This window comes from Escherichia marmotae (assembly GCF_002900365.1).
In the GTDB taxonomy this organism is placed as follows: domain Bacteria; phylum Pseudomonadota; class Gammaproteobacteria; order Enterobacterales; family Enterobacteriaceae; genus Escherichia; species Escherichia marmotae.
Genome location: NZ_CP025979.1, coordinates 2,448,593 through 2,472,473 on the forward strand (window position 1 = coordinate 2,448,593; position 23,881 = coordinate 2,472,473).

At 53.9% G+C, this 23,881-nt stretch carries 18 protein-coding genes; 15 read left to right on the forward strand and 3 right to left on the reverse strand.

The features are described from left to right. Window positions 1–24: 24 nt before the first annotated feature. Genes thiB through thiQ form a run of 3 tightly spaced genes read left to right on the forward strand, consistent with a single transcriptional unit; the run spans window position 25 to window position 3,276 of the window. Complete coding sequence (gene thiB / locus C1192_RS12630) at window positions 25–1,008, forward strand: thiamine ABC transporter substrate binding subunit (RefSeq protein WP_038354948.1); 984 nt, start codon at window positions 25–27, stop codon at window positions 1,006–1,008. Next, window positions 984–2,594 carry a thiamine/thiamine pyrophosphate ABC transporter permease ThiP gene (thiP, locus tag C1192_RS12635; protein WP_038354947.1) on the forward strand — a complete coding sequence of 537 codons (1,611 nt, stop codon included), beginning with the start codon at window positions 984–986 and terminating at the stop codon, window positions 2,592–2,594. The genes thiB and thiP overlap by 25 nt, the downstream gene beginning before the upstream one ends. After that, a complete protein-coding gene (gene thiQ / locus C1192_RS12640) occupies window positions 2,578–3,276 on the forward strand; it encodes a thiamine ABC transporter ATP-binding protein ThiQ (protein ID WP_000945249.1) in 699 nt (232 codons plus the stop codon). The genes thiP and thiQ overlap by 17 nt, the downstream gene beginning before the upstream one ends. A 112-nt stretch (window positions 3,277–3,388) precedes the next feature. On the opposite strand, the gene C1192_RS12645 is transcribed toward thiQ, so the two are convergent. Beyond that, window positions 3,389–4,153, reverse strand: coding sequence for a DedA family protein (locus tag C1192_RS12645; RefSeq protein ID WP_016249604.1), 765 nt, complete (start codon window positions 4,151–4,153; stop codon window positions 3,389–3,391). An 85-nt stretch (window positions 4,154–4,238) separates the two neighbouring features. Continuing rightward, window positions 4,239–5,117, reverse strand: a complete 879-nt coding sequence (gene araC / locus C1192_RS12650; RefSeq protein ID WP_001517733.1) for an arabinose operon transcriptional regulator AraC — start codon at window positions 5,115–5,117, stop codon at window positions 4,239–4,241. A gap of 338 nt (window positions 5,118–5,455) precedes the next feature. Between araC and araB the strand changes: the two genes are divergently transcribed. The 6 genes from araB to rluA all read left to right on the forward strand — a co-directional run bounded on the left by araB (window position 5,456) and on the right by rluA (window position 15,946). Continuing rightward, a complete protein-coding gene (gene araB, locus C1192_RS12660; protein ID WP_038354946.1) occupies window positions 5,456–7,156 on the forward strand; it encodes a ribulokinase in 1,701 nt (566 codons plus the stop codon). 10 nt (window positions 7,157–7,166) lie between these two features. Continuing rightward, window positions 7,167–8,669 carry an L-arabinose isomerase gene (araA, locus tag C1192_RS12665; protein WP_038354945.1) on the forward strand — a complete coding sequence of 501 codons (1,503 nt, stop codon included), beginning with the start codon at window positions 7,167–7,169 and terminating at the stop codon, window positions 8,667–8,669. A 414-nt stretch (window positions 8,670–9,083) separates the two neighbouring features. Continuing rightward, window positions 9,084–9,779, forward strand: coding sequence for an L-ribulose-5-phosphate 4-epimerase (gene araD, locus C1192_RS12675; protein WP_000888659.1), 696 nt, complete (start codon window positions 9,084–9,086; stop codon window positions 9,777–9,779). Between the two features lie 74 nt (window positions 9,780–9,853). After that, window positions 9,854–12,205, forward strand: a complete 2,352-nt coding sequence (gene polB / locus C1192_RS12680) for a DNA polymerase II (RefSeq protein WP_038354944.1) — start codon at window positions 9,854–9,856, stop codon at window positions 12,203–12,205. Between the two features lie 163 nt (window positions 12,206–12,368). Further along, window positions 12,369–15,275, forward strand: a complete 2,907-nt coding sequence (gene rapA / locus C1192_RS12685) for an RNA polymerase-associated protein RapA (protein WP_038354943.1) — start codon at window positions 12,369–12,371, stop codon at window positions 15,273–15,275. An 11-nt stretch (window positions 15,276–15,286) separates the two neighbouring features. Continuing rightward, window positions 15,287–15,946 (forward strand): bifunctional tRNA pseudouridine(32) synthase/23S rRNA pseudouridine(746) synthase RluA, encoded by a 660-nt coding sequence (gene rluA, locus C1192_RS12690; protein ID WP_103194803.1) that lies wholly within the window; start codon window positions 15,287–15,289, stop codon window positions 15,944–15,946. A gap of 117 nt (window positions 15,947–16,063) precedes the next feature. On the opposite strand, the gene djlA is transcribed toward rluA, so the two are convergent. Further along, window positions 16,064–16,879: a co-chaperone DjlA gene (gene djlA, locus C1192_RS12695; protein WP_001200563.1), complete on the reverse strand. Its 816-nt coding sequence runs from the start codon at window positions 16,877–16,879 to the stop codon at window positions 16,064–16,066. 254 nt (window positions 16,880–17,133) lie between these two features. On the opposite strand from djlA, the gene lptD reads away from it, so the two are divergent. The 6 genes from lptD to apaH are packed head-to-tail and all read left to right on the forward strand — an operon-like array spanning window position 17,134 to window position 23,866. After that, window positions 17,134–19,491: an LPS assembly protein LptD gene (gene lptD / locus C1192_RS12700; RefSeq protein WP_038354942.1), complete on the forward strand. Its 2,358-nt coding sequence runs from the start codon at window positions 17,134–17,136 to the stop codon at window positions 19,489–19,491. Between the two features lie 52 nt (window positions 19,492–19,543). Continuing rightward, window positions 19,544–20,830: a peptidylprolyl isomerase SurA gene (surA, locus tag C1192_RS12705; protein ID WP_000800488.1), complete on the forward strand. Its 1,287-nt coding sequence runs from the start codon at window positions 19,544–19,546 to the stop codon at window positions 20,828–20,830. Then, the gene (pdxA, locus tag C1192_RS12710; protein WP_016262859.1) at window positions 20,830–21,819 is read left to right on the forward strand and encodes a 4-hydroxythreonine-4-phosphate dehydrogenase PdxA; all 990 of its coding nucleotides are present in this window, start codon (window positions 20,830–20,832) and stop codon (window positions 21,817–21,819) included. Before surA ends, pdxA begins: the two co-directional genes overlap by 1 nt. Then, window positions 21,816–22,637: a 16S rRNA (adenine(1518)-N(6)/adenine(1519)-N(6))-dimethyltransferase RsmA gene (gene rsmA, locus C1192_RS12715; RefSeq protein ID WP_001042778.1), complete on the forward strand. Its 822-nt coding sequence runs from the start codon at window positions 21,816–21,818 to the stop codon at window positions 22,635–22,637. The genes pdxA and rsmA overlap by 4 nt, the downstream gene beginning before the upstream one ends. 2 nt (window positions 22,638–22,639) lie before the next feature. Further along, window positions 22,640–23,017 (forward strand): Co2+/Mg2+ efflux facilitator ApaG/CorD, encoded by a 378-nt coding sequence (gene apaG / locus C1192_RS12720; protein ID WP_000610905.1) that lies wholly within the window; start codon window positions 22,640–22,642, stop codon window positions 23,015–23,017. A gap of 6 nt (window positions 23,018–23,023) precedes the next feature. After that, window positions 23,024–23,866, forward strand: coding sequence for a bis(5'-nucleosyl)-tetraphosphatase (symmetrical) ApaH (gene apaH / locus C1192_RS12725; protein WP_038354941.1), 843 nt, complete (start codon window positions 23,024–23,026; stop codon window positions 23,864–23,866). The last annotated feature ends 15 nt before the right edge of the window (window positions 23,867–23,881 follow it).

Here is a 23,881-nt window from a genome sequence, read left to right on the forward strand (position 1 = left end):
TGCCACTCTTCTTTGAGGTGCAAAGTGTTAAAAAAATGTCTTCCTTTGCTGTTGCTGTGCACAGCGCCCGTTTTTGCGAAACCTGTTCTGACCGTCTATACCTACGACTCCTTCGCTGCCGACTGGGGGCCAGGTCCGGTAGTCAAAAAAGCCTTTGAAGCCGACTGTCATTGCGAACTGAAACTGGTGGCGCTGGAAGATGGCGTCTCGCTGCTCAACCGTCTGCGGATGGAAGGTAAAAACAGCAAAGCCGATGTGGTGCTGGGTCTGGATAACAATCTGTTAGATGCCGCCAGCAAAACCGGGCTGTTTACCAAAAGCGGCGTGTCAGCGGATGCGATCAATGTACCCGGCGGCTGGAATAATGACACTTTCGTACCATTTGATTACGGCTACTTCGCCTTCGTCTATGACAAGAACAAACTGAAAAATCCGCCGCAAAGCCTGAAAGAACTGGTTGAGAGCGATCAAAACTGGCGGGTGATTTATGAAGATCCACGCACCAGTACGCCAGGTCTGGGTCTGCTGCTGTGGATGCAAAAAGTCTATGGCGATGACACCCCGCAAGCCTGGCAGAAACTGGCGAAGAAAACCGTCACCGTCACCAAAGGCTGGAGCGAAGCCTATGGCCTGTTTTTAAAAGGCGAAAGCGATCTGGTATTGAGCTACACCACTTCTCCGGCTTATCACATTCTCGAAGAGAAGAAAGATAACTACGCCGCCGCCAACTTTAGCGAAGGTCACTATCTGCAAGTGGAAGTCGCCGCCCGCACCGCTGCCAGCAAGCAGCCGGAGCTGGCACAAAAATTCCTCCAGTTTATGGTTTCTCCGGCTTTCCAGAATGCGATCCCAACCGGCAACTGGATGTATCCGGTAGCAAACGTCGCACTACCTGCCGGTTTTGAACAACTGACCAAACCGGCCACCACGCTGGAATTCACGCCAGCCGAAGTGGCGGCACAACGTCAGGCATGGATTAGCGAATGGCAACGCGCCGTCAGCCGTTAATTCCTGGCTGGTTAATTCCAGGTGTAAGCGCCGCCACGCTGGTGGTGGCGGTTGCACTGGCGGCGTTTCTCGCGCTGTGGTGGAACGCGCCGCAGGGGGACTGGGCAACAATATGGCAGGACAGCTACTTGTGGCATGTGGTGCGCTTCTCCTTCTGGCAGGCGTTTCTCTCTGCGCTGCTCTCTGTCGTGCCCGCAATATTCCTCGCCCGCGCCCTCTACCGCAGGCGCTTTCCGGGGCGGCAGGCGCTGTTGCGTCTGTGCGCCATGACCTTAATCCTGCCTGTGCTGGTCGCTGTTTTCGGCATTCTTAGCGTTTATGGTCGCCAGGGCTGGCTGGCATCGCTCTGGCAATTGCTTGGGCTGGAGTGGACTTTTTCGCCCTACGGCCTGCAAGGCATTTTGCTGGCGCACGTATTTTTTAATCTGCCGATGGCGAGCCGCTTATTACTCCAGGCACTGGAAAACATCCCCGGTGAACAACGTCAACTTGCCGCCCAGCTTGGGATGCGCGGCTGGCATTTTTTCCGCTTCGTCGAATGGCCGTGGTTACGGCGACAAATCCCGCCGGTTGCTGCGCTTATCTTTATGCTCTGTTTCGCCAGCTTCGCCACCGTGCTGGCGCTGGGCGGCGGGCCACAGGCGACGACTATCGAACTGGCAATCTATCAGGCGCTGAGTTACGACTACGATCCCGCCCGCGCAGCAATGCTGGCGCTGATCCAGATGGTGTGCTGTCTGGGACTGGTGTTGTTGAGCCAACGATTAAGTAAGGCCATCGCCCCCGGCACTACGCTGCTGCACGGTTGGCGCGACCCGGATGATCGTCTGCACAGCCGCATTTGCGATACGGTGCTGATCGTGCTGGCGCTGCTGTTGTTGCTGCCACCGTTACTGGCGGTGATCGTTGATGGCGTGAATTACCAGTTGCCAGAAGTGCTGGCACAACCGGTACTGTGGCAGGCACTGTGGACCTCATTGCGCATCGCGCTGGCGGCAGGCGTATTGTGCGTAGTGCTGACCATGATGCTGCTGTGGAGCAGTCGCGAACTGCGGGCGCGGCAGAAAATGCTGGCTGGTCAGACACTGGAGATGAGCGGAATGCTGATCCTCGCCATGCCCGGCATTGTGCTGGCAACGGGCTTCTTTTTATTGCTCAACAACACTACTGGCCTGCCACAATCTGCTGACGGCATTGTGATTTTCACCAATGCGCTAATGGCGATCCCTTACGCGCTGAAAGTGCTGGAAAACCCGATGCGCGATATCACCACCCGCTACAGCATGTTGTGTCAGTCGTTGGGCATTGAAGGCTGGTCGCGTTTAAAAGTGGTCGAGCTGCGCGCCCTGAAACGTCCGCTGGCGCAGGCACTGGCTTTTGCCTGCGTGCTGTCGATTGGTGATTTTGGTGTGGTGGCATTGTTCGGTAACGATGATTTCCGCACCCTGCCGTTTTATCTCTACCAGCAAATTGGCTCTTACCGCAGCCAGGACGGCGCGGTCACCGCATTAATTCTGCTGCTGCTCTGTTTTCTGCTGTTTACCATGATTGAAAAACTACCGGGGCGAAATGTTAAGACTGACTGATATCACCTGGCTTTATCACCATTTGCCAATGCGTTTTAGCTTAACGGTGGAACGCGGCGAGCAAGTGGCGATCCTCGGGCCAAGCGGCGCAGGTAAAAGTACCCTGCTGAATTTGATCGCCGGTTTTCTGACGCCAGCCAGCGGTTCGCTGACTATCGACGGTATTGATCACACGACGACACCGCCGTCACGCCGTCCGGTATCAATGCTGTTTCAGGAGAACAACCTGTTCAGCCACCTGACGGTAGCGCAGAACATCGGGCTGGGATTGAATCCGGGATTGAAGTTGAACGCAATACAGCAGGAGAAAATGCACGCAATCGCCCGTCAGATGGGGATTGATAATTTAATGGCGCGGTTACCGGGTGAGCTTTCCGGCGGCCAGCGGCAGCGCGTGGCGTTAGCGCGCTGTCTGGTACGTGAACAGCCCATTTTATTGCTTGATGAACCGTTCTCCGCACTCGATCCGGCGCTGCGTCAGGAGATGTTGACGCTGGTGAGCACGAGCTGCCAGCAGCAAAAAATGACGCTATTGATGGTGTCACATAGCGTAGAAGATGCCGCGCGGATCGCCACGCGCTCGGTGGTGGTTGCCGACGGGCGCATCGCCTGGCAGGGGAAGACAAATGAGTTATTGAGCGGTAAGGCGAGTGCTTCGGCGCTGTTGGGAATTAAAGGCTAATATGCACTGTCGGATGCGGCGTGAACGCCTTATCCGACCTACGGGGGGCGTATTGTGAGCCTGATAAGACGCGGCAAGCGTCGCATCAGGCGCCCCGTACAAGACTATGCCCCTAAACCCCAACCACTTTACGCAAAATATCGATATACACCGGCATCAACGGATGGCGAATCAACACCACCAGCGCCACTACCCCAACGCCAGAAATTAGCGGCGTCAGCCACAGCAGATGACCACGCGACAAATAATGGCTTAAGCGATCGGTTACTTTGCCACTGCGCCATAACCGCCAGCACAACCAGCCGCCAACCCACAAAAACACCGCCGTTGCCAGCAATAACCACTTAAATTCACCGCTCTGCATCCCGGCAGGAATATCAATCGCCGCCCCCGCCAGAATCCCCGGTAGGAAGTAAAACGGTGGCCACAGCAGGCAGCCGATAATATTTGGCGTAATAAATTTTGCTACGGGCAGATCCAACATCCCTGCCACCATTGGCACCAGCGGACGCGTCGGGCCGACAAAACGACCGACCAGAATGGTAAACATGCTGTGTTGATGCAACGCATGTTCGGTTTTATCGAGCAACGCTTTGTTTTTCTTCAGAAACGACCAACGATGGAGCGGCTTTTTAAAACGCCAGCCCAGCCAGAAAGAGATCCAGTCCCCCATCAGGCAGCCAACAATCCCCGCCAGCCAGGCGTGCCAGAAACTTAACTCGCCGCTGCCAATCAGCGCTCCCAGCCCCGCCATCAGTACCGTACCGGGCAAAATCAAACCGACCAGCGCCAGCGACTCCAGAAAAGCCACCAATACCACCGCCATCAGCGAATAAACGGTGGATTGGGTAATAAAGTGTTCCAGCAATGCTTGCATAATTTACCTGTCAAATGGACGAAGCAGGGATTCTGCAAACCCAATGCTACTCCGTCAAGCCGTCAATTCTCTGATTCGTTACCAGTTATGACAACCTGACAGCTACATCATTCACTTTTTCTTCACAACCAGCACGGAACTCGCTTGGGCTGGCCCCAGTACATTTTTTAAATACCCGCGAGAAATAGAGTTGATCATCAAAGCCAACATTGCGCCCGACCGTCGCGATAGGCATCCGGGTTGTACTCAATAGCAGCTTCGCCTGGCTAATGCGTTGATCCTCACGCCAGCTTAAGACGCTAATCCCTAACTGCTGACGGAACAAATGCGACAAACGCGACGGCGACAGGCAGACATGCTGTGCAACGCTGGCGATATCAAAATTGCTGTCTGCCAGGTGGTCGCTGATGTACTGACAAGCCTCGCGTACCCGATTATCCATTGGCGGATGCATCGACTCATTGATCGCTTCCATCCGCCGCAGTAACAATTGCTCAAGAAGATTTATCGCCAGCAGTTCCGAATAGCGCCCTTCTCCTTGTCCGGCGTTAATAATTTGCCCAAACAACTCGCTGAAATGCGGCTGGTGCGCTTCGTCCGGGCGAAAGAAACCGGTATTGGCAAATATCGACGGCCAGTTAAGCCATTCGTGCCAGTAGGCGCGAGGACGAAAGTAAACCCACTGGTGATACCATTCACGAGCCTCCGGATGACGACCGTAGTGATGAATTTCTCCCGGCGGGAACAACAAAATATCCCCCGGTCGGCAAACAAATTCTCGTCCCTGATTTTTCACCACACCCTGTCCACGAATGGTGAGATTGAGAATATAGCCTTTCATTCCCAGCGGTCGGTCGATAAAAAAATCGAGATAACCGTTGGCCTCAATCGGTGTTAAACCCGCCACCAAATGGGCGTTAAACGAGTAACCCGGCAGCAAGGGATCATTTTGCGCTTCAGCCATACTTTTCATACTCCCGCCGTTCAGAGAAGAAACCAATTGTCCATATTGCATCAGACATGACCGTCACTGCGTCTTTTACTGGCTCTTCTCGCTAATCCAACCGGCAACCCCGCTTGTGAAAAGCATTTTGTAACAAAGGGGGCCGAAAGCCATGACAAAAACGCGTAACAAAAGTGTCTATAATGACGGCAGAAAAGTCCACATTGATTATTTGCACGGCGTCACACTTTGCTATGCCATAGCATTTTTATCCATAAGATTAGCGAATACTGCCTGACTGTTTTTATCGCAACTCTCTACTGTTTCTCCATACCCGTTTTTTTGGATGGAGTGAAACGATGGCGATTGCAATTGGCCTCGATTTTGGCAGTGATTCTGTGCGAGCTTTGGCGGTGGACTGCGCCACCGGTGAAGAGATCGCCACCAGCGTAGAGTGGTATCCCCGTTGGCAGGAAGGGCAATTTTGTGATGCCCCAAATAACCAGTTCCGTCATCATCCACGTGACTACATTGAGTCAATGGAAGCGGCGCTAAAAACTGTGCTTGCAGAGCTTAACGCCGAACAACGCGCGGATGTGGTCGGCATTGGTGTGGATAGCACTGGCTCCACGCCTGCACCAATCGACGCCGACGGCAACGTGCTGGCGCTACGCCCGGAGTTTGCTGAAAACCCGAACGCGATGTTCGTCTTGTGGAAAGACCACACAGCGGTTGAAGAAGCGGAAGAGATCACCCGCTTGTGTCACGCACCCGGCAAAGTTGACTATTCTCGCTATATTGGCGGTATTTATTCCAGCGAATGGTTCTGGGCGAAAATACTCCACGTTACCCGCCAGGACAGCGCCGTGGCGCAATCAGCCGCGTCGTGGATTGAGCTATGTGACTGGGTGCCAGCCCTGCTCTCTGGCACCACTCGCCCGCAAGATATCCGTCGCGGGCGTTGCAGCGCCGGACACAAATCACTGTGGCATGAAAGCTGGGGCGGTCTTCCACCAGCCAGTTTCTTTGATGAGTTGGACCCGCTCCTCAATCGACATTTGCCCTCCCCGCTGTTTACTGACACCTGGACTGCCGATATTCCAGTTGGCACTTTATGCCCGGAATGGGCGCAGCGTCTCGGTCTGCCTGAAAGCGTAGTGATTTCTGGTGGCGCGTTTGACTGCCATATGGGCGCGGTCGGCGCGGGCGCACAGCCTAACGCACTGGTAAAAGTGATCGGTACTTCTACCTGCGACATTCTCATTGCCGACAAACACAGCGTTGGCGAGCGCGCAGTGAAAGGTATTTGCGGTCAGGTTGATGGCAGTGTAGTGCCTGGGTTTATCGGCCTGGAGGCCGGTCAGTCAGCATTTGGTGATATCTACGCCTGGTTTGGTCGCGTACTCGGCTGGCCGCTGGAACAACTTGCCGCCCGGCATCCGGAACTGAAAGAACAAATCAACGCCAGCCAGAAACAACTGTTACCTGCGCTGACCGAGGCGTGGGCCAAAAATCCGTCTCTGGATCACCTGCCGATGGTACTCGACTGGTTTAACGGTCGCCGCACGCCAAACGCTAACCAACGCCTGAAAGGGGTGATTACCGATCTGAATCTCGCTACCGATGCTCCTCTGCTGTTTGGCGGTTTGATTGCCGCTACCGCCTTTGGCGCGCGCGCAATTATGGAGTGCTTCACCGGGCAGGGGATCGCCGTCAATAACGTGATGGCGCTGGGCGGCATCGCCCGCAAAAACCAGGTCATTATGCAGGCCTGCTGCGACGTGCTGAATCGCCCGCTACAAATTGTCGCTTCTGACCAGTGCTGCGCGCTCGGCGCAGCGATTTTCGCCGCCGTTGCCGCAAAAGTGCACTCAGATATCCCATCAGCACAACAAAAAATGGCCAGCGCGGTCGAGAAAACGCTGCAACCGCGCAGCGAACAGGCACAACACTTTGAACAGCTTTATCGCCGCTATCAGCAGTGGGCGATGAGCGCCGAACAACACTACCTTCCAACTTCTGCCCCGGCACAGGCTGCCCAGGCCGTTCCGACTCTATAAGGACACGATAATGACGATTTTTGATAATTATGAAGTGTGGTTTGTCATTGGCAGCCAGCATCTGTATGGCCCGGAAACCCTGCGTCAAGTCACCCAACATGCCGAGCACGTCGTTAAGGCGCTGAATACGGAAGCGAAACTGCCCTGTAAACTGGTGCTGAAACCACTGGGCACCACGCCGGATGAAATCACCGCGATTTGCCGTGACGCCAATTATGACGAGCGTTGCGCGGGTCTGGTGGTGTGGCTGCACACTTTCTCCCCGGCCAAAATGTGGATCAACGGATTGACCATCCTCAACAAACCACTGCTGCAATTCCACACCCAGTTTAACGCTGCATTACCGTGGGACAGCATCGATATGGACTTTATGAACCTGAACCAGACCGCACACGGCGGCCGCGAGTTCGGCTTCATCGGCGCTCGTATGCGCCAGCAACATGCCGTGGTCACCGGTCACTGGCAGGATAAACAAGCTCATGAACGTATCGGCTCCTGGATGCGCCAGGCAGTGTCTAAACAGGATACCCGTCATCTGAAAGTCTGCCGCTTTGGCGACAATATGCGTGAAGTGGCGGTCACTGACGGCGATAAAGTTGCCGCGCAGATCAAGTTCGGTTTCTCCGTTAATACCTGGGCGGTTGGCGACCAGGTGCAGGTGGTTAACTCGATCAGCGATGGCGATGTCAACGCGCTGGTTGATGAGTACGAAAGCAGCTACACCATGACGCCTGCCACACAGATCCACGGTGAAAAACGGCAGAACGTGCTGGAAGCGGCACGGATTGAGCTGGGAATGAAGCGTTTCCTGGAACAAGGTGGCTTCCACGCGTTCACTACCACCTTTGAAGATCTGCACGGTCTGAAACAACTCCCTGGTCTCGCCGTACAACGTCTGATGCAACAGGGCTATGGCTTTGCGGGCGAAGGCGACTGGAAAACTGCCGCCCTGCTTCGCATCATGAAGGTGATGTCAACCGGTCTGCAGGGCGGCACCTCCTTTATGGAGGACTATACCTATCATTTCGAGAAAGGTAATGACCTGGTGCTCGGCTCCCACATGCTGGAAGTCTGTCCGTCGATCGCGGCGGAAGAGAAACCGATCCTCGACGTTCAGCACCTTGGTATTGGCGGTAAAGATGATCCTGCCCGCCTGATCTTCAACACTCAAACTGGCCCGGCCATCGTCGCCAGCCTGATTGATCTCGGTGATCGTTATCGTCTGCTGGTTAATTGCATCGATACGGTGAAAACGCCGCACTCCCTGCCGAAACTGCCGGTGGCGAATGCACTGTGGAAAGCGCAACCGGATCTGCCAACCGCTTCCGAAGCGTGGATCCTCGCTGGTGGCGCACACCATACCGTCTTCAGTCATGCGCTGAACCTGAACGATATGCGCCAGTTTGCCGAGATGCACGACATTGAAATCACGGTGATTGATAACGACACCCGCCTGCCTGCGTTTAAAGACGCGCTGCGCTGGAACGAAGTGTATTACGGATTTCGTCGCTAATTAGCGACATCAGGTAAGCAACGCCTGATGCAACGCTGGCGCGTCTTATCAGGCCTACAATTACGAGCCGAAGGCTGATTTTGTAGGCCCGGATAAGCAAAGCACATCCGGCATTCAGCACCTGATGCAACGCTGGCGCGTCTTATCAGGCCTGCGATTGCGAGCCGAAGGCTGATTTTGTAGGCCGGATAAGCAAAGCGCATCCGGCATTCAGCACCTGATGCAACGCTGGCGCGTCTTATCAGGCCTGCGATTGCGAGCCGAAGGCTGATTTTGTAGGCCGGATAAGCAAAGCGCATCCGGCATTCAGCACCTGATGCAACGCTGGCGCGTCTTATCAGGCCTGCGATTGCGAGCCGAAGGCTGATTTTGTAGGCCGGATAAGCAAAGCGCATCCGGCACGAAGGAGTCAACATGTTAGAAGATCTCAAACGTCAGGTATTAGAAGCCAACCTGGCGCTCCCAAAACACAACCTGGTCACACTGACCTGGGGCAACGTCAGCGCCGTTGATCGCGAGCGCGGCGTCTTTGTGATCAAACCTTCCGGCGTCGATTACAGCATCATGACCGCCGACGATATGGTCGTGGTCAGCATCGAAACCGGTGAAGTGGTTGAAGGAACGAAAAAGCCCTCCTCCGACACGCCAACTCACCGGCTGCTCTATCAGGCATTCCCGTCCATCGGCGGCATTGTGCACACCCACTCCCGCCATGCCACGATCTGGGCACAGGCAGGCCAGTCAATCCCGGCAACTGGCACTACCCACGCCGACTATTTCTACGGCACCATTCCCTGCACCCGCAAAATGACCGATGCGGAAATCAACGGCGAATATGAGTGGGAAACCGGTAATGTCATCGTCGAAACCTTCGAAAAACAGGGTATCGATGCGGCGCAAATGCCTGGCGTGCTGGTGCATTCTCACGGCCCGTTTGCGTGGGGTAAAAACGCCGAAGATGCGGTACACAACGCCATCGTGCTGGAAGAAGTCGCTTATATGGGGATTTTCTGCCGCCAGTTAGCGCCACGGTTACCGGATATGCAGCAAACGCTGCTGGACAAGCACTACCTGCGTAAACATGGTGCGAAGGCGTATTACGGGCAGTGATGACTGTATAAAACCACAGCCAATCGACCGAAACCAGGCTATACTCAAGCCTGGTTTTTTGATGGATTTTCAGCGTGGCGCAGGCAGGTTTTATCTTAACCCGACACTGGCGGGATACCCCGCAAGGAACCGAAGTTTCCTTTTGGTTAGCGACGGACAACGGGCCGTTGCACGTTACGCTTGCGCCGCAAGAATCCGTGGCGTTTATTCCCACCGATCAGGTTCCCCGCGCCCAGCTCATTTTGCAAAGTGAGCAAGGATTTCGTCTGACGCCGCTGGCGTTAAAGGATTTTCACCGCCAGCCAGTGCATGGCCTTTACTGTCGCGCCCATCGCCAGTTGATGAATTACGAAAAGCGCCTGCGTGAAGCTGGCGTCACCGTTTACGAGGCCGATGTGCGTCCGCCAGAACGTTATCTGATGGAGCGTTTTATCACCGCTCCGGTGTGGGTCGACGGTGATTTCCGTGATGGCGCTATCGTCAACGCCCGTCTGAAACCTAATCCCGACTATCGTCCGCCGCTCAAGTGGGTTTCTATTGATATTGAAACCACCCGCCACGGTGAGCTGTACTGTATCGGCCTGGAAGGTTGCGGGCAGCGCATCGTTTATATGCTGGGGCCAGAGAATGGCGACGCCTCCGCGCTCAATTTCGATCTGGAGTATGTTGCCAGCCGTCCGCAACTACTGGAAAAACTCAACGCCTGGTTTGCAACTCACGATCCGGATGTGATCATCGGCTGGAACGTAGTGCAGTTCGATCTACGGATGCTGCAAAAACATGCCGAGCGTTATCGCATTCCCCTGCCTCTGGGGCGCGATAACAGTGAGCTGGAGTGGCGCGAGCACGGCTTTAAAAACGGTGTCTTTTTCGCCCAGGCCAAAGGTCGGCTGATTATCGATGGTATTGAAGCGCTGAAATCTGCGTTCTGGAATTTCTCTTCGTTTTCGCTGGAAACCGTTGCCCAGGAATTGTTAGGCGAAGGCAAATCTATCGATAACCCGTGGGATCGCATGGACGAAATTGACCGCCGTTTCACCGAAGATAAGCCTGCACTGGCGACTTATAACCTGAAAGATTGCGAACTGGTCACACAGATCTTCCATAAAACCGAGATCATGCCATTTTTACTCGAACGAGCGACGGTGAACGGCCTGCCGGTTGACAGGCACGGCGGTTCGGTGGCTGCGTTTGGTCATCTCTATTTTCCGCGTATGCATCGCGCCGGATATGTCGCCCCCAATCTCGGTGAAGTGCCGCCTCACGCCAGCCCTGGCGGCTATGTGATGGATTCACGACCCGGACTTTATGATTCGGTGTTGGTGCTGGACTACAAAAGCCTGTACCCGTCGATCATCCGCACCTTTCTGATTGATCCCGTCGGGTTGGTGGAAGGCATGGCGCAGCCTGATCCAGAGCACAGCACAGAAGGTTTTCTCGATGCGTGGTTTTCGCGGGAGAAACATTGCCTGCCGGAGATTGTGACTAACATCTGGCACGGGCGTGATGAAGCCAAACGCCAGGGCAATAAGCCGCTGTCGCAGGCGCTGAAGATCATTATGAATGCCTTTTATGGCGTGCTCGGCACCACCGCCTGTCGATTCTTCGATCCGCGCCTGGCGTCGTCGATCACCATGCGCGGCCATCAGATCATGCGACAAACCAAAGCGTTAATTGAAGCACAGGGTTATGACGTGATCTACGGTGACACCGACTCAACATTTGTCTGGCTGAAAGGCGCACATTGCGAAGAAGAGGCGGCGAAAATCGGTCGCGCACTGGTACAGCACGTTAACGCCTGGTGGGCGGAAACGCTGCAAAAACAACGGCTGACCAGCGCACTGGAACTGGAGTATGAAACTCATTTCTGCCGTTTTCTGATGCCTACCATTCGCGGAGCTGATACCGGCAGTAAAAAGCGTTATGCCGGGCTGATTCAGGAAGGCGACAAGCAACGGATGGTGTTTAAAGGACTGGAAACCGTGCGTACCGACTGGACACCGCTGGCTCAGCAGTTTCAGCAGGAGCTGTATTTGCGTGTCTTTCGCAATGAACCGTATCAGGAATACGTGCGCGAAACTATCGACAAACTGATGGCGGGCGAACTGGATGCCCGACTGGTTTACCGTAAACGGCTCCGCCGCCCGCTAAGCGAATATCAACGAAATGTGCCGCCTCACGTACGCGCTGCTCGCCTTGCCGATGAAGAAAACCAAAAGCGCGGCCGCCCCTTGCAATACCAGAACCGCGGCACCATTAAGTACGTATGGACCACCAACGGCCCGGAGCCGCTGGACTATCAACGTTCGCCGCTGGATTACGAACACTATCTGACCCGCCAGCTTCAACCTGTGGCGGAAGGAATACTCCCCTTTATTGAGGATAATTTTGCTACACTTATGACTGGGCAACTTGGGCTATTTTGAGCAAAAAAAGAGTTCGTCAGATGCCATTTTGATGCGTGACGAAAGCGCCGCCATCCAGTACCATAGCGCCCTTTCCATTCCTGGACCTGAATAACACCACTACCGCATTAGCCTGGTAGCGGGTAGTTATTGCCTGCAATTAAAGATATAGAGCCAAACACATATGCCTTTTACACTTGGTCAACGCTGGATCAGCGATACAGAAAGCGAATTAGGACTTGGAACCGTTGTCGCGGTGGATGCGCGAACTGTCACTTTACTTTTCCCATCTACTGGTGAAAACCGTCTGTATGCACGCAGTGATTCTCCCGTGACCCGCGTGATGTTCAACCCTGGTGATACCATTACCAGCCATGACGGCTGGCAGATGCAAGTCGAAGAAGTAAAAGAAGAAAATGGCTTGCTGACCTATATCGGTACTCGCCTGGATACCGAAGAGTCCGGCGTGGCTCTGCGTGAAGTTTTCCTTGATAGCAAGCTGGTGTTCAGCAAACCGCAGGATCGTCTGTTTGCCGGGCAGATTGACCGTATGGACCGCTTTGCGTTGCGTTATCGCGCGCGTAAGTATTCCAGCGAACAGTTCCGTATGCCGTACAGTGGCCTGCGCGGTCAGCGTACCAGCCTGATCCCGCATCAGCTCAACATCGCGCATGATGTCGGCCGCCGCCATGCGCCGCGTGTCCTGCTGGCTGACGAAGTCGGTTTAGGGAAAACCATTGAAGCTGGGATGATCCTGCATCAGCAACTACTGTCTGGCGCTGCCGAGCGTGTGCTGATTATCGTGCCGAAAACCTTGCAACATCAGTGGCTGGTAGAAATGCTGCGCCGCTTCAACCTGCGTTTTGCGCTGTTTGATGACGAGCGTTACGCCGAAGCCCAGCACGACGCCTACAACCCGTTCGATACCGAACAACTGGTGATTTGCTCGCTAGATTTTGCCCGCCGCAGCAAACAGCGTCTGGAACATCTGTGCGAAGCCGAATGGGATCTTCTGGTTGTCGATGAAGCGCACCACCTGGTGTGGAGCGAAGATGCGCCGAGCCGTGAATATCAGGCCATTGAACAACTGGCAGAGCATGTGCCTGGCGTTCTGCTGCTGACCGCAACCCCGGAACAACTGGGGATGGAAAGCCACTTTGCCCGCCTGCGTCTGCTGGACCCGAACCGTTTCCACGATTTCGCGCAATTCGTTGAAGAGCAAAAAAATTATCGTCCGGTGGCCGATGCCGTTGCCATGCTGCTGGCTGGTAACAAACTGAGCAACGACGAGCTGAACATGTTAGGTGAAATGATTGGCGAGCAGGACATCGAACCGCTATTGCAGGCTGCAAACAGCGATAGTGAAGATGCCCAGAGCGCCCGTCAGGAGCTGGTTTCCATGCTGATGGATCGCCACGGCACCAGCCGCGTGCTGTTCCGTAACACGCGTAATGGCGTAAAAGGCTTCCCGAAACGCGAACTGCACACCATTAAGCTGCCGCTGCCGACGCAGTATCAGACGGCAATTAAAGTGTCCGGCATTATGGGCGCACGTAAGAGTGCGGAAGATCGCGCTCGCGATATGCTCTACCCGGAACGTATTTATCAGGAATTTGAAGGCGATAACGCCACCTGGTGGAACTTCGATCCGCGCGTTGAGTGGTTGATGGGCTACCTGACCAGCCACCGCTCGCAGAAAGTGCTGGTGATCTGCGCCAAAGCTGCCACCGCGCTGCAACTGGAGCAGGTACTGCGCGAGCGTGAAGGTATCCGCGCAGCCGTGTTCCACGAAGGCATGTCGATTATCGAACGTGACCGCGCTGCCGCCTGGTTTGCAGAAGAAGACACCGGCGCGCAGGTACTGCTGTGCTCAGAAATCGGTTCTGAAGGGCGTAACTTCCAGTTCGCCAGCCACATGGTGATGTTCGATCTGCCGTTCAACCCGGATCTGCTGGAACAGCGTATTGGTCGTCTGGATCGTATCGGTCAGGCGCACGATATTCAGATCCACGTACCTTATCTGGAGAAAACAGCCCAGTCGGTACTGGTGCGCTGGTATCACGAAGGTCTGGATGCATTCGAGCACACCTGCCCGACCGGACGCGCTATCTACGATAGTGTGTACAACGATCTGATTAACTACCTGGCTTCACCGGATCAAACCGAAGGCTTTGATGAGTTGATCAAAAATTGCCGCGAGCAACATGAAGCCCTGAAAGCGCAACTGGAGCAGGGCCGTGACCGTCTGCTGGAGATCCATTCCAACGGCGGCGAAAAAGCCCAGGCGCTGGCTGAAAGCATTGAAGAACAGGATGACGATACCAACCTGATCGCCTTCGCCATGAACCTGTTCGATATTATTGGTATCAACCAGGACGATCGTGGCGACAACCTGATCGTACTGACGCCTTCCGATCATATGCTGGTGCCGGACTTCCCGGGTTTGTCGGAAGACGGTATTACCATCACCTTCGACCGTGAAGTAGCGCTGGCGCGTGAAGATGCACAGTTTATTACCTGGGAGCATCCGCTGATCCGCAACGGTCTGGATCTGATCCTTTCTGGCGATACCGGCAGTAGCACGATTTCGCTGCTAAAAAACAAAGCGCTGCCTGTAGGCACGCTGTTGCTGGAGCTGATTTACGTGGTTGAAGCACAGGCACCGAAGCAGTTGCAACTCAACCGCTTCCTGCCGCCGACACCAGTGCGTATGCTGCTGGATAAAAACGGCAACAACCTGGCGGCGCAGGTAGAGTTTGAAACCTTCAACCGTCAGCTTAACGCAGTGAATCGCCACACCGGTAGCAAGCTGGTTAACGCTGTGCAGCAAGAGGTTCACGCCATTCTGCAACTGGGCGAAGCGCAGATTGAGAAGTCTGCCCGTGCATTGATTGATGCGGCACGTAACGAAGCCGACGAAAAACTGTCTGCGGAACTGTCGCGTCTGGAAGCACTGCGCGCGGTTAACCCGAACATTCGTGACGACGAACTGGCTGCCATTGAGAGCAACCGTCAGCAGGTTATGGAAAGTCTGGATCAGGCAGGCTGGCGTCTGGATGCCCTGCGTTTGATCGTTGTAACGCATCAGTAACGGAGCCGAAGATGGGGATGGAAAACTACAATCCGCCGCAGGAACCCTGGCTGGTTGTCCTGTATCAGGATACTCACATTATGGTGGTCAACAAGCCGAGTGGGTTGTTGTCTGTGCCGGGGCGTCTGGAGGAGCACAAAGACAGCGTGATGACGCGCATTCAGCGTGATTATCCGCAGGCGGAATCGGTACATCGCCTGGATATGGCCACCAGCGGCGTGATTGTAGTGGCGCTGACTAAAGCCGCGGAGCGAGAATTAAAACGTCAGTTCCGCGAGCGCGAGCCGAAAAAGCAGTATGTGGCTCGCGTCTGGGGGCATCCATCCCCCGCCGAAGGTCTGGTCGATCTGCCACTGATTTGCGACTGGCCAAACCGCCCGAAACAGAAAGTCTGTTACGAAACGGGTAAGCCTGCGCAGACGGAATATGAAGTGGTGGAGTATGCGGCGGATAACACCGCAAGAGTGGTGTTAAAGCCGATTACCGGACGTTCTCATCAGCTACGTGTGCATATGCTGGCGCTGGGTCATCCGATTCTTGGCGATCGTTTTTATGCTTCACCAGAAGCGAGAGCGATGGCACCGCGGTTATTGTTACATGCAGAGATGTTGACGATTACCCATCCGGCATATGGCAATAGTATGACGTTTAAAGCGCCAGCGGATTTTTAATCGTCACGCTGGCGAAGTTCGGTAGGCCGGAGAAGGCGTTCACGCCGCATCCGGCAATTTTGCGCCGATTGCCTGATGCGACGCGGGCCGCGTCTTATCAGGCCTACAATTTGAAACTTATTTAAATCCTTTCTGCTGCTTAATCAGCTCATACGCTTGCTGAATTTCCTGTGCTTTCTGTTTCGCCATCTCCATCATCTCCGGCGGTAGACCTTTCGCCACCAGCTTATCCGGATGATGTTCGCTCATTAGCTTACGGTAGGCACGTTTAATGGTGGTCGCCTCATCCGTCGGCTTCACACCCAGCACATTACAGGCATCTTCCAGCGTCGGGCCTCGTTGCGCCTGCTGCCAGTTGCCACCGCCAGACTGTTGCTGATAACCGCCACCAAACTGCGCACCGCCCTGCATCATACGCAAGAACTGGTCAAACTGGGCGCGGGAGATCCCTAACTCTTCGGCAATCACATACAGCACTGCGCGTTCATTTGGATGCAGCGAACCATCGGCAAACGCCGCCTGAATCTGGATCTCCAGAAACATACGAATTAAGTCAAAACGACCAAAGCAGACACTGCGAAACTGTCGCATCTTTTCGCGCAGTGGGTAATTGTCTGATTTTCCGACCCGGAACGCATTTTGCGCCGCTGTACGGGAAGCGCCGTGTAAATTCATCCGATCCATGAGCAATGTGGCGACATGAATATCAGCCTCAGTAACACGTCCTTTGGATTTGGTTAAATGCCCCATCACTTCAAACGTGGTGGCAAAAAACAGCGCCTGACGCTCACGCTGGTTGGCGAACCACGCCATTTTGCGGCCACGGGCTTTATCAAACATATGGCCGATTAACAGACCTAATATAACGCCCCAAAAGCCGCCGCCCATCAGTAAGGCCACGGCCACGCCAATGATTTTTCCCCAATACTGCATATATTCCCCAAATCGACAGACGGATATCAGGGCTATCTCCCACAATATAAAGGTGCTTTTACCGTTTTCCGGCTGCGGTCAATTGTGGGACATCGCCTATAATTTGCATTATCATACCTGTCATTCAATGCCGTGCCTAACACCACTGACGCTATTCGGACAGGATTAACACTAGCGTAGAGATGACGAGTACGTTAGTCTCTGACCGTTTGTCACGCGCAACGTTACCGATGATGGAACAATAAAATCAACGTATGAAAAAACGTATCCCCACTCTCCTGGCCACCATGATTGCCACCGCCCTTTATAGTCAACAGGGACTGGCAGCCGACCTCGCCTCACAGTGTATGTTGGGCGTGCCAAGCTATGACCGTCCTCTGGTACAGGGCGATACTAACGACTTACCCGTGACGATTAATGCTGACCATGCAAAGGGGAATTACCCCGATGACGCTGTGTTTACTGGCAGCGTGGATATCATGCAGGGTAACAGCCGTCTGCAGGCCGACGAAGTGCAGCTCCATCAAAAAGAGGCACCAGGACAACCGGAACCTGTACGTACCGTTGATGCGCTCAGTAACGTCCATTACGACGATAACCAGGTGATCCTCAAGGGGCCGAAAGGTTGGACGAATCTGAACACCAAAGATACCAACGTCTGGGAAGGTGATTACCAGATGGTGGGTCGCCAGGGGCGCGGTAAAGCGGACCTGATGAAACAGCGTGGCGAAAACCGCTACACCATTCTGGATAACGGTAGCTTTACCTCCTGTCTGCCTGGTTCTGATACATGGAGCGTGGTAGGTAGCGAAATTATTCATGACCGCGAAGAACAAGTCGCAGAGATCTGGAACGCCCGCTTTAAAGTGGGTCCGGTTCCGATCTTTTATAGCCCGTATCTGCAGTTACCGGTGGGTGACAAACGCCGTTCAGGTTTCTTGATCCCGAACGCCAAGTACACATCTACCAACTACTTTGAGTTCTACCTGCCATATTACTGGAACATCGCGCCAAATATGGATGCCACCATCACGCCGCATTATATGCATCGTCGTGGCAACATTATGTGGGAAAACGAATTCCGTTATCTCACCCAGGCGGGTGCTGGCTTGATGGAGCTGGACTATCTACCTTCGGATAAAGTCTATGAAGATGAACATCCAGAAGATAGCAATTCACGTCGTTGGTTGTTCTACTGGCAACACTCCGGGGTCATGGATCAGGTGTGGCGCTTTAACATCGACTACACCAAAGTTAGCGACCCTACCTATTTCAATGACTTCGATAACAAGTACGGTTCCAGTACTGATGGTTACGCAACGCAAAAATTCAGCGTTGGCTATGCAGTGCAGAATTTTGACGCCACTCTTTCGACCAAACAGTTCCAGGTCTTTGACAATAACAGTGGTAACAGCTACGCCGCTGAACCGCAGTTAGACGTCAACTACTACCATAACGATCTCGGTCCGTTTGATACCCGCATCTATGGCCAGGCAGTGCATTTTGTGAATACCAATAGCAATATGCCAGAAGCTACGCGTCTGCACCTGGAACCGACTATCAATCTCCCGTTGTCGAATAACTGGGGAAGCCTGAATACCGAAGTCAAACTGATGGCGACGCATTATCAGCAGACCAATCTCGACTGGTATAACAGCAATCCACAAAATAATAAGTTGGCAGACTCTGTTAACCGTGTAATGCCGCAATTTAAAGTTGACGGAAAAATGGTCTTTGAGCGCGATATGGAAATGCTGGCACCGGGTTACACCCAAACGCTGGAACCGCGTGCGCAATACCTGTACGTGCCGTATCGCGATCAGAGCGATATCTACAACTACGATTCTGCTTTGTTGCAATCCGACTACTCGGGCCTGTTCCGGGATCGGACTTACGGTGGTCTTGACCGTATTGCTTCTGCTAACCAGGTAACGACCGGTGTCACAACTCGCGTATATGATGACGCAGCCGTTGAACGTTTTAATATTTCCGTTGGTCAAATCTACTATTTCACGGAGTCTCGCACCGGCGATGACAACATAAAATGGGAGAATGACGACAAAACTGGCTCACTGGTATGGGCAGGCGATACTTACTGGCGCATCTCCGAGCGTTGGGGGCTGCGTGGCGGGATTCAGTACGATACTCGTCTGGATAACGTAGCAACCAGTAGCTCCAGCATTGAATACCGTCGGGATGAAGACCGTCTGGTGCAGTTCAACTACCGTTACGCCAGCCCGGAATATATTCAGGCTACATTGCCTAAATACTATTCCACTGCCGAACAGTATAAGAACGGTATTTCGCAGGTAGGTGCCGTCGCCAGTTGGCCGATTGCCGATCGTTGGTCAATCGTTGGAGCCTACTACTACGATACCAATGCGAACAAGCAGGCCGACTCAATGTTAGGTGTGCAATACAGCTCCTGCTGCTATGCGATTCGCGTCGGTTACGAGCGGAAGCTGAACGGTTGGGATAACGATAAACAACATGCGGTATATGACAACGCAATCGGCTTTAACATCGAACTGCGCGGCCTGAGTTCCAACTACGGTCTGGGTACGCAAGAGATGCTACGTTCGAACATTCTGCCGTATCAAAACTCTTTGTGATTTGTTGATTTACCACGTAATCCGCAGTGCGGTTAATTGAAATGGAAAAAGTATGAAGAACTGGAAAACGCTGCTTCTCGGTATCGCGATGATCGCGAATACCAGTTTCGCTGCCCCCCAGGTAGTCGATAAAGTCGCAGCCGTCGTCAATAACGGCGTCGTGCTGGAAAGCGACGTTGATGGATTAATGCAGTCGGTAAAAATGAATGCCGCCCAGGCAAGGCAGCAACTTCCTGATGACGCGACACTGCGCCACCAAATCATGGAGCGTTTGATCATGGATCAAATCCTCCTGCAGATGGGGCAGAAAATGGGAGTAAAAATCTCCGATGAGCAGCTCGATCAGGCGATTGCTAACATTGCCAAACAGAACAACATGACGCTGGATCAGATGCGCAGCCGTCTGGCCTACGATGGACTGAACTACAACACCTATCGTAACCAGATCCGCAAAGAGATGATTATCTCTGAAGTGCGTAACAACGAAGTACGTCGTCGCATCACTATCCTGCCGCAGGAAGTTGAAGCTCTGGCGCAGCAGGTCGGTAATCAGAATGATGCCAGCACTGAACTGAACTTGAGCCACATCCTGATCCCGCTGCCGGAAAATCCGTCTTCTGAGCAGGTGAACGAAGCGGAAACGCAGGCGCGCGCCATTGTCGATCAGGCTCGTAACGGCGCTGATTTCGGTAAGCTGGCGATCGCTCACTCTGCCGATCAGCAGGCGCTGAACGGTGGCCAGATGGGCTGGGGACGCATTCAGGAACTGCCAGGGATTTTCGCCCAGGCATTAAGTACCGCGAAGAAAGGCGATATTGTTGGTCCGATTCGTTCCGGCGTCGGCTTCCACATTCTGAAAGTTAACGACCTGCGCGGCGAAAGCAAAAATATCTCGGTGACCGAAGTACACGCTCGCCATATTCTGCTGAAACCATCTCCGATCATGACTGACGAACAGGCCCGCGTGAAACTGGAACAGATTGCTGCCGATATCAAGAGTGGCAAAACCACGTTTGCCGCTGCGGCGAAAGAGTTCTCCCAGGATCCCGGCTCTGCTAACCAGGGCGGCGATCTCGGCTGGGCTACGCCAGATATTTTTGATCCGGCCTTCCGTGACGCGCTGACCCGTCTGAACAAAGGTCAAATGAGCGCACCGGTTCACTCTTCATTCGGCTGGCATTTAATCGAACTGCTGGATACCCGTAATGTTGATAAAACCGATGCGGCGCAGAAAGATCGTGCTTACCGGATGCTGATGAACCGTAAGTTCTCGGAAGAAGCAGCAAGCTGGATGCAGGAACAACGCGCCAGCGCCTATGTGAAAATTTTGAGCAACTAATGGTTAAAACCCAACGTGTTGTGATCACTCCCGGCGAGCCAGCCGGGATTGGCCCGGACTTAGTTGTCCAGCTTGCACAACGTGAGTGGCCGGTCGAACTGGTTGTTTGTGCCGATACCACTCTCCTTACCGACCGGGCAGCGATGCTCGGTTTGCCGCTTACCCTCCGCCCTTATTCCCCCAACTCCCCTGCGCAACCGCAAACTGCGGGCACATTAACGCTGCTTCCTGTCGCGCTACGTGCATCTGTAACTGTGGGTCAATTAGCGGTTGAAAATGGGCATTATGTGGTGGAGACGCTGGCGCGAGCGTGCGATGGCTGCCTGAACGGTGAATTTGCCGCGCTGATCACCGGGCCGGTGCATAAAGGCGTCATTAACGACGCCGGTATTCCGTTTACCGGTCATACCGAGTTTTTCGAAGAACGCTCGCAGGCGAAAAAAGTGGTGATGATGCTGGCGACCGAAGAACTTCGCGTCGCGCTGGCAACCACGCATTTACCGCTGCGCGATATTGCTGACGCCATCACCCCACAACTTCTGCACGAAGTGATTGCTATTTTACATCACGATTTGCGTACGAAATTTGGCATTGCCGAACCGCAGATTCTGGTCTGTGGCCTGAATCCGCACGCGGGCGAAGGCGGTCATATGGGCACGGAAGAGATAGACACCATCATTCCAGTGCTCGACGAGTTACGGGCGCAGGGGATGAAACTCAACGGGCCGCTGCCTGCCGATACCCTGTTTCAGCCTAAATATCTCGACAACGCCGACGCGGTGCTGGCGATGTACCACGATCAGGGTCTTCCCGTGCTAAAATACCAGGGCTTCGGGCGCGGTGTGAACATTACGCTGGGCCTGCCCTTTATTCGCACATCTGTTGACCACGGCACCGCGCTGGAACTGGCGGGACGTGGCAAAGCTGATGTCGGCAGTTTTATTACGGCGCTTAATCTCGCCATCAAAATGATTGTTAATACCCAATGAATAAACGAGTCCACCAGGGCCACTTAGCCCGTAAACGCTTCGGGCAAAACTTTCTCAACGATCAGTTCGTGATCGACAGCATTGTTTCTGCCATTAACCCGCAGAAGGGTCAGGCGATGGTCGAAATCGGCCCCGGTCTGGCAGCGTTGACCGAGCCTGTCGGTGAGCGTCTGGATCAACTGACGGTCATCGAACTTGACCGCGATCTGGCGGCACGTCTGCAAACGCATCCGTTCTTAGGCCCGAAACTGACGATTTATCAGCAGGATGCAATGACCTTTAACTTCGGTGAACTGGCCGAGAAAATGGGTCAGCCGCTACGTGTTTTCGGTAACCTGCCATATAACATCTCCACACCGTTGATGTTCCATCTGTTTAGCTATACTGATGCCATTGCCGACATGCACTTTATGTTGCAAAAAGAGGTGGTGAATCGTCTGGTTGCAGGACCGAACAGCAAAGCGTATGGTCGATTAAGCGTCATGGCGCAATATTATTGCAACGTGATCCCGGTGCTGGAAGTACCGCCATCAGCCTTTACACCACCACCAAAAGTGGATTCCGCCGTCGTGCGCCTGGTTCCTCATGCAACGATGCCTTACCCGGTTAAAGATGTTCGCGTGTTAAGCCGTATCACCACCGAAGCCTTTAACCAGCGTCGTAAAACCATTCGTAACAGTCTCGGCAATCTGTTTAGCGTCGAGGTGTTAACAGGAATGGGCATCGACCCGGCGATGCGAGCGGAAAACATCTCTGTCGCGCAATATTGCCAGATGGCGAACTATCTGGCGGAGAACGCGCCTTTGCAGGAGAGTTAACGATGATCAATTCGCCCCGAGTGTGTATTCAGGTTCAAAGTGTTTACATTGAAGCGCAGTCTTCACCTGATAATGAGCGTTACGTTTTTTCTTATACTGTAACCATACGCAACCTGGGGCGAGCGCCAGTGCAGTTGTTGGGACGTTACTGGCTGATCACTAACGGCAATGGCCGTGAAACCGAAGTCCAGGGCGAAGGTGTGGTGGGCGTCCAGCCACATATCGCCCCTGGCGAAGAGTACCAGTACACCAGCGGTGCAATTATCGAAACACCGATGGGCACCATGCAGGGTCACTACGAAATGATCGATGAAAACGGCGTTCCGTTCAGCATCGATATTCCCGTATTCCGACTCTCCGTTCCAATACTCATTCATTAAAATAATATGGCGACATACCTTATTGGCGATGTTCATGGCTGTTACGATGAACTGATCGCATTGCTACACAAAATAGAATTTACCCCTGGGAAAGATACCCTCTGGCTGACGGGCGACCTGGTCGCGCGCGGCCCTGGTTCGCTGGATGTCCTGCGCTACGTGAAATCATTAGGTGACAGCGTGCGTCTGGTACTGGGCAATCACGATTTACACCTTCTGGCGGTATTCGCCGGAATCAGCCGCAACAAGCCGAAAGATCGCCTGACTCCTTTACTGGAAGCACCTGACGCCGACGAGTTACTTAACTGGCTACGCCGTCAGCCTTTACTGCAAATCGACGAAGAGAAAAAACTGGTGATGGCCCATGCGGGGATCACGCCGCAATGGGACTTAGAGACCGCCAAAGAGTGTGCTCACGACGTAGAAGCGGTGTTGTCGAGTGACTCCTATCCTTTCTTCCTTGACGCCATGTACGGCGACATGCCGAACAACTGGACGCCAGAGTTACGTGGTCTGGCGCGACTGCGTTTTATCACCAACGCGTTTACCCGGATGCGTTTTTGCTTCCCGAACGGTCAACTGGATATGTACAGCAAAGAGTCGCCGGAAGACGCACCTGCACCGTTGAAACCGTGGTTTACCATTCCTGGGCCAGTTAGCGAAGAGTACAGCATTGTGTTTGGTCACTGGGCATCGCTGGAAGGAAAAGGCACACCGGAAGGCATTTACGCGCTGGATACCGGTTGCTGCTGGGGCGGTTCATTAACCTGCCTGCGCTGGGAAGATAAGCAGTATTTTGTCCAGCCGTCGAACCGGCACAAGGATATGGGGGAAGCGGCGGCGTCTTAAACACAGCCTGATACA